The organism is Streptomyces sp. NPDC097129, from assembly GCF_055668065.1.
The window spans coordinates 1-12,688 of the sequence record NZ_JBVOQE010000010.1; the positions used below are offsets into that span (position 1 = coordinate 1).

12 protein-coding genes are annotated in these 12,688 nt (G+C 70.7%); all 12 read right to left on the reverse strand.

The window, feature by feature from the left end; genetic code table 11:
* The coding region (locus AC0B9F_RS26430; RefSeq protein WP_450575305.1) for an S-adenosylmethionine synthetase N-terminal domain-containing protein at nucleotides 1-128 on the reverse strand (128 nt) is incomplete at its 3' end.
* Nucleotides 129-368: 240 nt separating this feature from the next.
* Entirely contained in the window at nucleotides 369-1,574 is a 1,206-nt protein-coding gene (gene coaBC, locus AC0B9F_RS26435) for a bifunctional phosphopantothenoylcysteine decarboxylase/phosphopantothenate--cysteine ligase CoaBC (RefSeq protein ID WP_472006765.1), read from the reverse strand.
* Between the two features lie 107 nt (nucleotides 1,575-1,681).
* Entirely contained in the window at nucleotides 1,682-1,954 is a 273-nt protein-coding gene (gene rpoZ, locus AC0B9F_RS26440) for a DNA-directed RNA polymerase subunit omega (RefSeq protein ID WP_030577387.1), read from the reverse strand.
* An 89-nt stretch (nucleotides 1,955-2,043) separates the two neighbouring features.
* Complete coding sequence (gmk, locus tag AC0B9F_RS26445; protein WP_472006768.1) at nucleotides 2,044-2,637, reverse strand: guanylate kinase; 594 nt, start codon at nucleotides 2,635-2,637, stop codon at nucleotides 2,044-2,046.
* 59 nt (nucleotides 2,638-2,696) lie between these two features.
* Entirely contained in the window at nucleotides 2,697-3,020 is a 324-nt protein-coding gene (locus tag AC0B9F_RS26450; protein ID WP_003977346.1) for an integration host factor, read from the reverse strand.
* Nucleotides 3,021-3,330: 310 nt separating this feature from the next.
* On the reverse strand, nucleotides 3,331-4,176 hold the full coding sequence (pyrF, locus tag AC0B9F_RS26455) for an orotidine-5'-phosphate decarboxylase (RefSeq protein ID WP_472006770.1): 846 nt from the start codon (nucleotides 4,174-4,176) through the stop codon (nucleotides 3,331-3,333).
* Nucleotides 4,173-5,279 carry a quinone-dependent dihydroorotate dehydrogenase gene (locus AC0B9F_RS26460; protein ID WP_472007282.1) on the reverse strand — a complete coding sequence of 369 codons (1,107 nt, stop codon included), beginning with the start codon at nucleotides 5,277-5,279 and terminating at the stop codon, nucleotides 4,173-4,175. Before AC0B9F_RS26460 ends, pyrF begins: the two co-directional genes overlap by 4 nt.
* Before the next feature lie 54 nt (nucleotides 5,280-5,333).
* On the reverse strand, nucleotides 5,334-8,642 hold the full coding sequence (gene carB / locus AC0B9F_RS26465; RefSeq protein ID WP_472006772.1) for a carbamoyl-phosphate synthase large subunit: 3,309 nt from the start codon (nucleotides 8,640-8,642) through the stop codon (nucleotides 5,334-5,336).
* Nucleotides 8,635-9,777: a glutamine-hydrolyzing carbamoyl-phosphate synthase small subunit gene (carA, locus tag AC0B9F_RS26470; protein ID WP_472006773.1), complete on the reverse strand. Its 1,143-nt coding sequence runs from the start codon at nucleotides 9,775-9,777 to the stop codon at nucleotides 8,635-8,637. Before carA ends, carB begins: the two co-directional genes overlap by 8 nt.
* The gene (locus AC0B9F_RS26475; RefSeq protein WP_472006775.1) at nucleotides 9,774-10,334 is read right to left on the reverse strand and encodes a PH-like domain-containing protein; all 561 of its coding nucleotides are present in this window, start codon (nucleotides 10,332-10,334) and stop codon (nucleotides 9,774-9,776) included. The genes carA and AC0B9F_RS26475 overlap by 4 nt, the downstream gene beginning before the upstream one ends.
* Nucleotides 10,331-11,617, reverse strand: coding sequence for a dihydroorotase (locus tag AC0B9F_RS26480; RefSeq protein WP_472006776.1), 1,287 nt, complete (start codon nucleotides 11,615-11,617; stop codon nucleotides 10,331-10,333). The genes AC0B9F_RS26475 and AC0B9F_RS26480 overlap by 4 nt, the downstream gene beginning before the upstream one ends.
* A 3-nt stretch (nucleotides 11,618-11,620) precedes the next feature.
* The gene (locus tag AC0B9F_RS26485) at nucleotides 11,621-12,598 is read right to left on the reverse strand and encodes an aspartate carbamoyltransferase catalytic subunit (protein ID WP_472006777.1); all 978 of its coding nucleotides are present in this window, start codon (nucleotides 12,596-12,598) and stop codon (nucleotides 11,621-11,623) included.
* Nucleotides 12,599-12,688: the final 90 nt, after the last annotated feature.

Below are 12,688 nucleotides of genomic sequence, written 5' to 3' on the forward strand. Positions count from 1 at the left end.
TCCACGGCGACCCGGGACGACGGGTCCTCACGCAGGAGCGCATCGAGAATGGTGTCGCTGATCTGGTCAGCGATCTTGTCGGGATGACCCTCGGTCACGGACTCCGAGGTGAACAGGCGACGGGACACAACGCTCCCTGGGGTTGCAGCGGCTGCTGGCTGATCGGTTTCGGACGGGTCGGGGGCTGCGCCCGGCGTCGTCCGGTGAACAGTTTATCGGTCGGGCCCGGCCGGCGGGCCACGTGTCTCGCCACTCGGGAGCTCTGTGACCTGCGGCACGGGCATTCTGCCGAATGCCGAGCGGGCTTGACCAGGGTGGCTCAGCACCCGATGGGGTGGGTCGCGGACGCCAAGTGGCCGAACACGGGGTCAGTCGAGACGCTCGGCCACGAGGTCCCACACGGTGTCGGCGAGTGCCTCCTTCGGGCCGTGCGGGACGGGTGTCTCGCTGCCGTCGGCGCCGAGCACGACCGCCTCGTTCTCCTCCGAGCCGAAGGTCTTGCGCTCCCCCACCTCGTTGACCACGAGCAGGTCGCACCCCTTGCGGCGCAGCTTGGTGCGGCCGTTGGCCAGCACGTCGTCGGTCTCGGCGGCGAAGCCGACGATCACCTGGCCGGGCCGGGCGCGGTCGGCCGAGATCTCCGCGAGGATGTCCGGATTGCGCACCAGGACGACCGGCTCGGGCTCCTGGCCGTCCTTCTTCTTGATCTTCCCGGTGGCGTAGGCGGCCGGCCGGAAGTCGGCGACGGCGGCGGCCATCACCACCGCGTCGGCGTCCGCGGCGGCCTTCAGCACCGCCTCGCGCAGCTGCACCGCCGTACCGACGGGGACGACGTCCACGCCGGCCGGGTCGGGCAGCGCGCCGGTGTTGGCGGCGACCAGGGTGACCCGGGCGCCGCGGGCGGCGGCGGTGCGGGCGAGGGCGTAGCCCTGCTTGCCGGAGGAGCGGTTGCCGAGGAATCGGACCGGGTCGAGAGGCTCGCGGGTGCCGCCGGCGCTGATCACGACGTGCCGTCCGGCGAGGTCGGGCTCGCGCACCCCGCGGGCCAGGACGCGGCGGCAGACTTCGAAGATCTCGGCCGGGTCGGGCAGCCGGCCCTTGCCGGTGTCGACGCCGGTGAGCCGGCCGACGGCGGGCTCGATGACGACGGCGCCGCGGCGGCGCAGCGTGGCCACGTTCTCCTGGGTGGCGGGGTGCTCCCACATCTCGGTGTGCATGGCGGGCGCGAAGACGACCGGGCAGCGGGCCGTGAGCAGGGTGTTGGTCAGCAGGTCGTCGGCGAGGCCGTGGGCCGCCTTGGCGAGCATGTCGGCGGTGGCGGGGGCGACGACCACCAGGTCGGCCCGCTGGCCGATGCGCACGTGCGGGACCTCGTGGACGGCGTCCCAGACCTCGGTGGAGACGGGGTTGCCGGACAGCGCCGACCAGGTCGCCGCGCCCACGAAGTGCAGCGCGGAGGCGGTGGGGACGACGCGGACGTCGTGGCCCGACTCGGTGAACCGGCGCAGCAGCTCGCACGCCTTGTAGGCGGCGATGCCGCCGCTGACCCCCAGAACGACCTTCGGCTTGTCCACCGTCACTCCCCGGACCTCGGAAAACGTCTGAACCCATGAGACACCACAGGCCCGGCAGCATGACTGCCGGGCCTGTGGAAAAACCCACTGCGATGTGCAGATATGACTTACTGGCCCGGACCCTCGATGGCCTCGGAGGTCAGCAGACCCGCGTTGATCTCACGCAGGGCGATCGAGAGCGGCTTCTCGTGGACGTGCGTGTCCACGAGGGGACCGACGTACTCGAGGAGACCCTCGCCGAGCTGCGAGTAGTACGCGTTGATCTGGCGGGCCCGCTTGGCCGCGTAGATCACGAGGCTGTACTTCGAGTCGGTGGCCTCGAGGAGCTCGTCGATCGGCGGGTTGATGATGCCCTCGGGCGCGGAGATGGAAGAGGACACGCTCTACCTTCCGATGGATGGGAAAAAACCGTCAGAGTGACCAGTTCTGATCACACTCAGTCTGATCACACTCAGGTGACCAGTTTTGATCACACAACGTCCATCAAGGCTAGCAGCTCGCGCGCCACGTCCTCGACGGAGGTGTTCACCAAGGTCGTATCGAACTCCGGCTCGGCCGCCAGCTCGGTCCTGGCCGCCGTCAGCCGGCGCTCGATGACCTCCGGCGACTCGGTGCCGCGGCCGGTGAGCCTGCGCACCAGCTCCTCCCAGGAGGGAGGGGCCAGGAACACCAGCTGGGCGTCGGACATCGACCCGCGGACCTGGCGGGCGCCCTGGAGGTCGATCTCCAGCAGGACGGGCTCGCCGTTCTCCAGCCGCTCCAGCACGGCCGCGCGGGGCGTGCCGTAGCGGTTGCCGGCGAACTCGGCCCACTCCAGCAGCTCGCCGTTGGCGATCAGCTTGTCCATCTCCTCGTCGGTGACGAAGAAGTAGTGGACTCCGTGCTGCTCGCCGGGGCGGGGCTTGCGGGTCGTCGCCGACACCGAGAGCCAGACCTCGGGGTGTTCTTTGCGCATATGAGCGACGACCGTGCTCTTGCCGACCCCGGAGGGGCCGGAGAGCACGGTCAGCCGCGGACGTGCGTCCGGGGGCTCGGGGGTCGTCCCCCGGGGTGTTACAGCCATGCAGCGATTATTCCAGCAATCCCGGAGTGCCCGGGACTCCCTTCCCGGCAGGGCCCGATTCAGGAACCCGTGCTGCCGAACTCGCGCTCCAGGGAAGCGATCTGGTTCGAACCGAGACCGCGCACGCGGCGGCTCTCGGAGATGCCGAGTCGCTCCATGATCTGCTTGGCGCGGACCTTGCCCACGCCCGGCAGGGACTCCAGCAGGGCGGAGACCTTCATCTTGCCGATGACGTCGTTCTCCTGGCCCTGCTTGATGACCTCGTGCAGGGAGGCGCCGGAGTGCTTCAGTCGATTCTTGACCTCGGCCCGCTCCCGGCGAGCCGCGGCGGCCTTTTCGAGCGCGGCTGCGCGCTGTTCGGGGGTAAGGGGCGGAAGAGCCACGCCTACGTCACCTCGGATGTCGAACTGTCGGATACGGACCGGTGAGGAACCTAGTACGCCCCACACCTGGGGAGCCACGAGCAACACGCTCGCCCGTTCTCCCCCACAGTCTTGGGGGCGTGGGTGGTGCCCCCACACGTCGGAGACTAGCGGTCAAGTCCGCCGGAGTCAGCGAGAACAGCGGAAAAGTCCTGGTCAGCCTCCGCCAGGACGGACATTTAAGACATATTGCCCCGGATTTGAGCCTGTATCCAGACTCAAATCACTCCGGACGTCCCCGCCGGACCTCTCCGGCGGGGACGTCCGGACCTCAGACGGCCGTCACCGCGGCGCGGATCTCGTCTGCGAAGCGTTGCGCCGCGTCACGCAGCGCGACGACGTCGGGACCGTGACGCAGCACACCCCGGCTGACGTTCGGCACCACGTTGCGCACCACAGCGCCGAAGACCCGCGGAAGATCCGCCGGAGTCGCCCCCTGCGCGCCGATACCGGGGGCCAGAAGCGGCCCGTTGATGTCCAGGTCGTAGGAGGACAGGTCGCCGAGCGTCGCGCCCACCACGGCGCCGAAGGAGCCGAGGGGCTCCTCCCCCGCGTTCTCGGCCGCCAGGTGCGCCAGCACGGTCGCCCCCACGCTGCGGCCGTCGGCGCGCACCGCGTGCTGCACCTCGCGGCCCTCCGGGTTCGACGTCAGCGCCAGCACGAACAGGCCGGCGCCGCTCTCCCGGGCCAGCGCGACGGCCGGGCTGAGCGAGCCGTAGCCGAGGTAGGGCGAGACGGTCAGGGCGTCCGAGAACAGCGGGGAGTCCTTGTGCAGGAACGCCTGCGCGTACGCGGCCATGGTGGAGCCGATGTCGCCGCGCTTGGCGTCCATGACGACCAGCGCGCCGGCCGCCCGCGCCTCCTCGACCACCTTCTCCAGGACGGCCACGCCGCGCGAGCCGAACCGCTCGAAGAACGCGGCCTGCGGCTTCAGCACCGCGACCCGCTCCGCCACGGCCTCGACGACCGTGCGGCCGAACCGCTCCAGAGAGGCCACGTCGTCGTTCAGGCCCCACTCCGTGAGCAGCGAGGCGTGCGGGTCGATGCCGACGCACAGCGGGCCGCGCTCGTCCATGGCCCGGCGCAGGCGCGCGCCGAAGGGCTGCAGAACCGTCATGCGGACTTCCTCACGTCGGCGCCGACCGCGTCGGCGAGGGTGGCGTACGGGCTGGTGCGCAGGCGCGCGGCGAGCCCCTTGTGGATCGCGCGCATCCAGAAGGGCCCCTCGTAGATGAAGGCGCTGTAGCCCTGGACGAGCGTGGCGCCGGCCAGGATGCGCTGCCAGGCGTCCTCGGCGGTCTCGATGCCGCCGACGCCCACCAGGGTGATGCGGTCGCCCACGCGCGCGTACAGGCGGCGCAGGACCGCCAGAGAGCGCTCCTTGAGCGGGGCGCCGGACAGGCCGCCGGTCTCCTTGACCAGGGACGGCGTGGAGCGCAGGCCCAGGCCCTCGCGGGCGATGGTGGTGTTGGTGGCGATGATGCCGTCCAGGCCCAGCTCGACGGCCAGGTCGGCGACCGCGTCGATGTCCTCGTCGGCCAGGTCGGGCGCGATCTTGACCAGGAGCGGGACGCGCCGCGTGGTGACGGCGCGGTCGGCGGCCTCGCGCACGGCGCTCAGCAGCGGGCGCAGCGCCTCGGTGGCCTGGAGGTTGCGCAGGCCGGGCGTGTTCGGCGAGGAGACGTTGACGACCAGGTAGTCGGCGTACGGCGCGAGCCGCTCGGCCGACTTCACGTAGTCGGTGACGGCCTCGGCCTCGGGGACCACCTTGGTCTTGCCGATGTTGACGCCGACGACGGTCCGGAAGGCCGGGTTGCGGGAGGCCAGGCGGGCGGCGACGGCCAGCGAGCCCTCGTTGTTGAAGCCCATGCGGTTGATCAGCGCCCGGTCCTGGACCAGGCGGAACAGCCGCTTCTTGGGGTTGCCGGGCTGCGGCTCGCCGGTGACCGTGCCGATCTCGACGTGGTCGAAGCCGAGCATCGCCATCCCGTCGATCGCGACGGCGTTCTTGTCGAAGCCGGCCGCGAGCCCGAAGGGGCCGTGCATGCGCAGGCCGAGGGCCTTCGTGCGCAGCTCCTTGTGGCGGGGGGCGAGGGCGGCGGCGACGAGGGTGCGCAGCACGGGGATGCGGGCGGCCAGGCGGATCCAGCGGAAGGCCAGGTGGTGAGCCTGCTCGGGATCCATGCGCTGGAAGAGGAGGGTGAAGAAGATCTTGTACATGGGTGTCCTCATGAAGAGGGGGACACCGGTTTTCGGTGTCCCCCTCGTCGGCTGCTAGTCGCGGGCCGCGGTCAGGTGTTCGGCGTGTTCCTGGAGCGAGCGCACGCCCACGTCGCCGTGGTTGAGGGCGTCGATGCCCTGGACGGCCGCCGCCAGGGCCTGGACCGTCGTCAGGCAGGGCACGGAGCGGGCCACCGCCGCCGTACGGATCTCGTAGCCGTCGAGGCGGCCGCCGGTGCCGTACGGGGTGTTGACGATGAGGTCGACCTCGCCGTCGTGGATGAGCTGGACGATCGTCTTCTCGCCGTTGGGGCCGGTGCCCTCGGACTGCTTGCGCACGACGGTGGCGTTGATGCCGTTGCGCTTGAGGACCTCGGCGGTGCCGGAGGTGGCCAGCAGCTCGAAGCCGTGGGCGACCAGCTCGCGCGCCGGGAAGATCATCGAGCGCTTGTCGCGGTTGGCGACCGAGATGAACGCGCGGCCCTTGGTGGGCAGCGGGCCGTACGCGCCGGCCTGCGACTTGGCGTACGCCGTGCCGAAGACGGTGTCGATGCCCATGACCTCGCCGGTGGAGCGCATCTCCGGGCCGAGGACGGTGTCCACGCCGCGGCCGGAGGTGTCGCGGAAGCGGCTCCACGGCATCACGGCCTCCTTGACGGAGATCGGCGCGTCCAGCGGCAGCTCGCCGCCGTCGCCGGTCTTCGGCAGCAGGCCCTCGGCGCGCAGCTCGGCGATGGTCGTGCCCATGGAGATGCGGGCGGCGGCCTTGGCCAGCGGCACCGCGGTCGCCTTGGAGGTGAACGGCACGGTCCGGGAGGCGCGCGGGTTGGCCTCCAGGACGTAGAGGATGTCACCGGCCATCGCGAACTGGATGTTGATCAGGCCGCGCACGCCCACGCCCTTGGCGATGGCCTCGGTGGAGGCGCGCAGGCGCTTGATGTCGAAGCCGCCGAGCGTGATCGGGGGCAGCGCGCACGCGGAGTCGCCGGAGTGGATGCCGGCCTCCTCGATGTGCTCCATGACGCCGCCGAGGTAGAGCTCCTCGCCGTCGTAGAGGGCGTCGACGTCGATCTCGATGGCGTCGTCGAGGAAGCGGTCGACGAGGACCGGCCGGGTGGGGCTGATCTCGGTCGACTCGGCGATGTAGGTGGCCAGGCGGGTCTCGTCGTAGACGATCTCCATGCCGCGGCCGCCGAGGACGTACGAGGGGCGGACCAGGACCGGGTAGCCGATCTCGTCGGCGATGGCCTTGGCCTCGCTGAAGGTGGTGGCGGTGCCGTGCTTCGGGGCCGGCAGGCCGGCCTCCTTCAGCACCTGGCCGAAGGCGCCCCGGTCCTCGGCCGCGTGGATGGCCTCGGGCGGGGTGCCGACGATCGGCACGCCGTTGTCCTTCAGCGCCTGCGCCAGGCCCAGCGGGGTCTGGCCGCCGAGCTGGACGACGACACCGGCGACCGGGCCGGCGAGGGACTCGGCGTGGACGACCTCCAGCACGTCCTCGAGCGTCAGCGGCTCGAAGTACAGGCGGTCGGAGGTGTCGTAGTCGGTGGAGACGGTCTCCGGGTTGCAGTTGACCATCACCGTCTCGTAGCCCGCGTCGCTGAGCGCGAAGGAGGCGTGGACGCAGGAGTAGTCGAACTCGATGCCCTGGCCGATACGGTTCGGGCCGGAGCCCAGGATGATCACCGCGGGCTTCTCGCGCGGCGCGACCTCGCTCTCCTCGTCGTAGGAGGAGTAGAAGTACGGCGTCTTCGCGGCGAACTCGGCGGCGCAGGTGTCGACCGTCTTGTAGACCGGGCGGATGCCGAGGGCGTGCCGGACCTCGCGGACGACGTCCTCGCGCAGGCCGCGGATCTCGGCGATCTGCTGGTCGGAGAAGCCGTGCCGCTTGGCGTCGGCGAGCAGCTGCGAGGTCAGCTCGGGGGCCTGGGCCAGCTCGTCCGCGATCTCCTTGATCAGGAAGAGCTGGTCGACGAACCAGGGGTCGATCTTCGTGTAGTCGAAGACCTCCTGCGGGGTGGCGCCCGCGCGGATGGCCTGCATGACGGTGTTGATCCGGCCGTCCGTGGGACGCACGGCCTCTTCGAGGAGGGCCCTCTTGTCGCCGGGGTCACCCACGAAGGTGAACTGGCTGCCCTTCTTCTCCAGCGAGCGCAGCGCCTTCTGGAAGGCCTCGGGGAAGTTGCGGCCGATGGCCATGGCCTCGCCGACCGACTTCATGGTGGTGGTCAGCGTGGAGTCGGCCTGCGGGAACTTCTCGAAGGCGAACCGCGGGGCCTTGACCACGACGTAGTCGAGGGTCGGCTCGAAGGAGGCCGGGGTCTCGGCGGTGATGTCGTTCGGGATCTCGTCCAGCGTGTAGCCGACGGCCAGCTTGGCGGCGATCTTCGCGATCGGGAAGCCGGTGGCCTTCGACGCGAGCGCCGAGGAGCGCGACACGCGCGGGTTCATCTCGATGACGATCACGCGACCGTCCTCGGGGTTCACCGCGAACTGGATGTTGCAGCCGCCGGTGTCGACGCCGACCTCGCGGATGACGGCGATGCCGACGTCGCGCAGGATCTGGTACTCGCGGTCGGTGAGCGTCATCGCCGGGGCGACGGTGATGGAGTCACCGGTGTGCACGCCCATCGGGTCGAAGTTCTCGATGGAGCAGACGACCACGACGTTGTCGTGCTTGTCGCGCATCAGCTCCAGCTCGTACTCCTTCCAGCCGAGGATGGACTCCTCCAGGAGCACCTCGGTGGTCGGGGAGAGCGTGAGGCCCTGGCCGGCGATGCGGCGCAGCTCCTCCTCGTCGTGCGCGAAGCCGGAGCCGGCGCCGCCCATGGTGAAGGAGGGACGCACGACGACCGGGTAGCCGCCGAGGGTGTCCACGCCCTGGAGGACGTCGTCCATGGAGTGGCAGATGACCGAGCGGGCGGACTCGCCGTGCCCGATCTTCTTGCGGACCTCCTCGACGACCGCCTTGAACTGCTCGCGGTCCTCGCCCTTGTGGATGGCCTCGGGCTTGGCGCCGATCAGCTCCACCCCGTACTTGGCGAGCACGCCGTTCTCGTGCAGCGAGATGGCGGTGTTCAGGGCCGTCTGGCCGCCCAGGGTGGGCAGCAGGGCGTCGGGGCGCTCCTTGGCGATGATCTTCTCGACGAACTCCGGGGTGATCGGCTCGACGTAGGTGGCGTCGGCGATCTCCGGGTCGGTCATGATCGTCGCCGGGTTGGAGTTGACGAGGATCACGCGAAGGCCCTCGGCCCTCAGCACGCGGCACGCCTGGGTGCCGGAGTAGTCGAACTCGGCGGCCTGGCCGATGACGATCGGGCCGGAGCCGATGACCAGGACGGACTGGATATCGGTGCGCTTAGGCACGCTGGCCCTCCATCAGGGAAACGAAGCGGTCGAACAGGTAGGCGGCGTCGTGCGGGCCGGCGGCCGCTTCGGGGTGGTACTGGACGGAGAAGGCCGGCTGGTCGAGCAGCTGGAGCCCCTCCACGACGTTGTCGTTCAGGCAGACGTGGGACACCTCGGCGCGGCCGAAGGGCGTCTCGCTGACCTGGTCGAGCGGCGCGTCGACGGCGAAACCGTGGTTGTGCGCGGTGACCTCGACCTTGCCGGTGGTGCGGTCCTGGACCGGCTGGTTGATGCCGCGGTGGCCGTACTTCAGCTTGTAGGTGCCGAAGCCGAGGGCGCGGCCGAGGATCTGGTTGCCGAAGCAGATGCCGAAGAGCGGGGTCCTGCGCTCCAGCACGGCCTGCATCAGGGCGACGGGGCCGTCGGCGGTGGCGGGGTCGCCGGGGCCGTTGGAGAAGAACACGCCGTCGGGGCTGACGGCGTAGATGTCGTCGGCGGTGGCGGTCGCGGGCAGGACGTGCACCTCGATGCCGCGCTCGGCCATGCGGTGCGGGGTCATGCCCTTGATGCCGAGGTCGACGGCGGCGACGGTGAACTTCTTCTCGCCGACCGCAGAGACGACGTAGGCCTCCTTGGTGGCGACCTCCTCGTACAGGCTGGCGCCCTTCATGTGGGGCTGGGCCTGCACCAGGGCGAGCAGCTCGCCGTCGGACTTGAGGGCCTCGCCGGAGAAGATGCCGGCGCGCATGGAGCCGCGCTCGCGCAGGTGGCGGGTCAGGGCGCGGGTGTCGATGCCGGAGATGCCGACGACGCCCTGGTTCACCAGCTCCTCGTCCAGGGAGCGCTTGGCGCGCCAGTTGGACGGCACGCGCGCGGGGTCGCGCACGACGTAGCCGGAGACCCAGATGCGGCCCGACTCGTCGTCCTCGTCGTTCCAGCCGGTGTTGCCGATCTGCGGGGCGGTCGCGACGACGATCTGCCGGTCGTACGACGGGTCGGTGAGGGTCTCCTGGTAGCCGGTCATGCCGGTGGAGAACACGGCCTCACCGAAGGTCTCCCCCACGGCCCCGTAGGCGCGGCCGCGGAAGACCCGGCCGTCCTCCAGGACGAGTACGGCGGGAACCTTCTCGGTTCCCCTTGTGGAGGTCGTCATCGTGCGCCTTCCGTCTTGTTGATCATGTCGTTCAGGGTGTCGACCCATGCGGTGTGCTCGGCCGCGTGGTCGGAGCGGAAACCGGAGTCGATCAGTTTGCCGCCGTGGGCCCAGGTCACCACCAGCAGTCCGCCCTCGGTGAGGACCTTGCCGGCGATGCCCTTGTCGAGCCGGGCCCCGCGCAGTTGGGCGGCCGGGACGAAGAAGTCGCGCGCGCCGGGGCGTACGACGTCCAGTCCCGCGTCGGTCAGGGTGAGCTCGGCCCGGCTGCGGGTGCCCAGGCCGTGCGCCACGATGCGGTCGAGCCACTGTCCGGCGGTGGTGGAGCCGTGGTAGCGGCCGCTCATGCTCAGTTTCGCCGGGCCGGTCCCGTCCGGCGCGCTGGGCAGCTCCGGCAGGTCGCTCTGGAGGGTGCCGCGCCACTTCCAGCCCTCACGCATCAGCCAGTAGACGAGCGCGACGAACAGGAGGAGACCGATCACCCAGCCGAGGCGGGCGGCCCAGTCGGTGACCGGTGCCGATTTCTCCGCGGCTGTGAGCAGTGGTGCAGGTGTCACGTGAGCTTCCCGTCGACGAGCGTGGCCTTGCCCCGCAGCCACGTGTGCGTCACACGGCCCGGCAGCTCGCGCCCCTCGTAGGGGGTGTTGCGGCTGCGCGAGGCGAAGCCCGCGGGGTCCACCTGGCCACGGTATTCCGTGTCGACGAGGGTGAGGTTGGCGGGCTCACCAGCCGAGACGGGCCGGCCGTGACCGGTGGCCTGTCCGATCTGCGCGGGCTTGACGGACATCCGGTCGGCGACGCCGGCCCAGTCCAGCAGGCCCGTGTCCACCATGGTCGCCTGGACCACTGACAACGCGGTCTCCAGGCCGACCATGCCCATGGCGGCGGCGGCCCACTCGCAGTCCTTGTCCTCGTGCGGGTGCGGGGCGTGGTCGGTGGCGACGATGTCGATCGTGCCGTCGGCCAGGGCCTCGCGCAGCGCCATGACGTCACGCTCGGTGCGCAGCGGCGGGTTGACCTTGTAGACCGGGTTGTAGGTGCGCACCAGTTCGTCGGTGAGGAGCAGGTGGTGCGGGGTGACCTCGGCGGTGACCTGGATGCCGCGGGACTTGGCCCAGCGGACGATCTCGACGGACCCGGCGGTCGACAGGTGGCAGATGTGCACGCGGGAGCCGACGTGCTCGGCGAGCAGCACGTCCCGCGCGATGACCGACTCCTCGGCGACGGCCGGCCAGCCGCCCAGGCCCAGCTCGGCCGAGACGACGCCCTCGTTCATCTGGGCGCCCTCGGTGAGCCGCGGCTCCTGCGCGTGCTGGGCGACGACACCGCCGAAGGCCTTCACGTACTCCAGCGCGCGGCGCATGATCACCGCGTCGTCGACGCACTTGCCGTCGTCGGAGAAGACGGTGACGCCGGCCGCGGACTCGTGCATGGCGCCCAGCTCGGCGAGCTTCCTGCCCTCCAGGCCGACGGTGACGGCCCCGATGGGCTGCACGTCGCAGTAGCCGTGCTCCTTGCCGAGCCGCCAGACCTGCTCGACGACGCCGGCGGTGTCGGCGACGGGGAAGGTGTTGGCCATGGCGAACACGGAGGTGTAGCCCCCGCTCGCCGCCGCGCGCGTGCCGGTGAGGACGGTCTCGGAGTCCTCGCGGCCGGGCTCGCGCAGGTGGGTGTGCAGGTCGACCAGGCCCGGGAGCAGCACCTTGCCGGCCGCCTCGACGACCTCGGCGCCCTCGGCGGACAGGCCCTGGCCCACCGCGGCGATCTGCGAACCGTCGATCAGGACGTCCTGCGGCTCGCCGCCGAGCACCTTGGCGCCACGGATCAGGATCTTGCTCATGTCTTACTTCTCCTCGATGCGGGCGTGGGTGACGGCGGGCTCGTTGCCGCCCAGCAGCAGGTACAGCACGGCCATCCGGGTGGACACGCCGTTGGCGACCTGCTCGATCGCGGTGCAGCGGGCGGAGTCGGCGACCTCGGCGGTGATCTCCATGCCGCGCACCATCGGGCCGGGGTGCATCACGATGGCGTGCTCGGGCAGCTTGGCCATGCGGTCGCCGTCGAGGCCGTAGCGGCGGGAGTACTCGCGCTCGGTGGGGAAGAAGGCGGCGTTCATCCGCTCGCGCTGGACGCGCAGCATCATCACCGCGTCGCACTTGGGCAGCGTCGAGTCGAGGTCGTAGGAGACCTCGCAGGGCCAGGTCTCGATGCCGACCGGCAGCAGGGTGGGCGGCGCGACGAGGGTGACCTCGGCGCCCAGGGTGTGCAGCAGGTCGACGTTGGAGCGGGCGACCCGGCTGTGCAGGATGTCGCCGACGATGGTGATCCGCTTGCCGGCCAGGTCCTGGCCGAGCCCGGCGTCCCGGCCGACCAGCCGACGGCGCATGGTGAAGGCGTCCAGGAGGGCCTGCGTGGGGTGCTGGTGGGTGCCGTCGCCGGCGTTGATGACGGCGGCGTCGATCCAGCCGGAGTTGGCGAGGCGGTACGGGGCCCCGGAGGCGCCGTGCCGGATGACGACGGCGTCGACGCCCATGGCCTCCAGGGTCTGGGCGGTGTCCTTCAGGGACTCGCCCTTGGACACGCTCGAGCCCTTGGCGGAGAAGTTGATGACGTCCGCGGACAGGCGCTTCTCGGCGGCCTCGAAGGAGATGCGGGTGCGGGTGGAGTCCTCGAAGAAGAGGTTGACGATCGTGCGGCCGCGCAGGGTCGGCAGTTTCTTGATCGGCCGGTCGGCGACCCGGGCCATCTCCTCGGCGGTGTCGAGGATCAGGACGGCGTCGTCGCGGGTGAGGTCGGCGGCCGAGATGAGATGACGCTGCATCTGTCAGGCTCCGTAAGGCAGTTCAATTCGGGAGGATGTACGCACATCGGCGCGGGCGCGGGCATGCCGAAGCCGCCCGGCGCGCGAGGT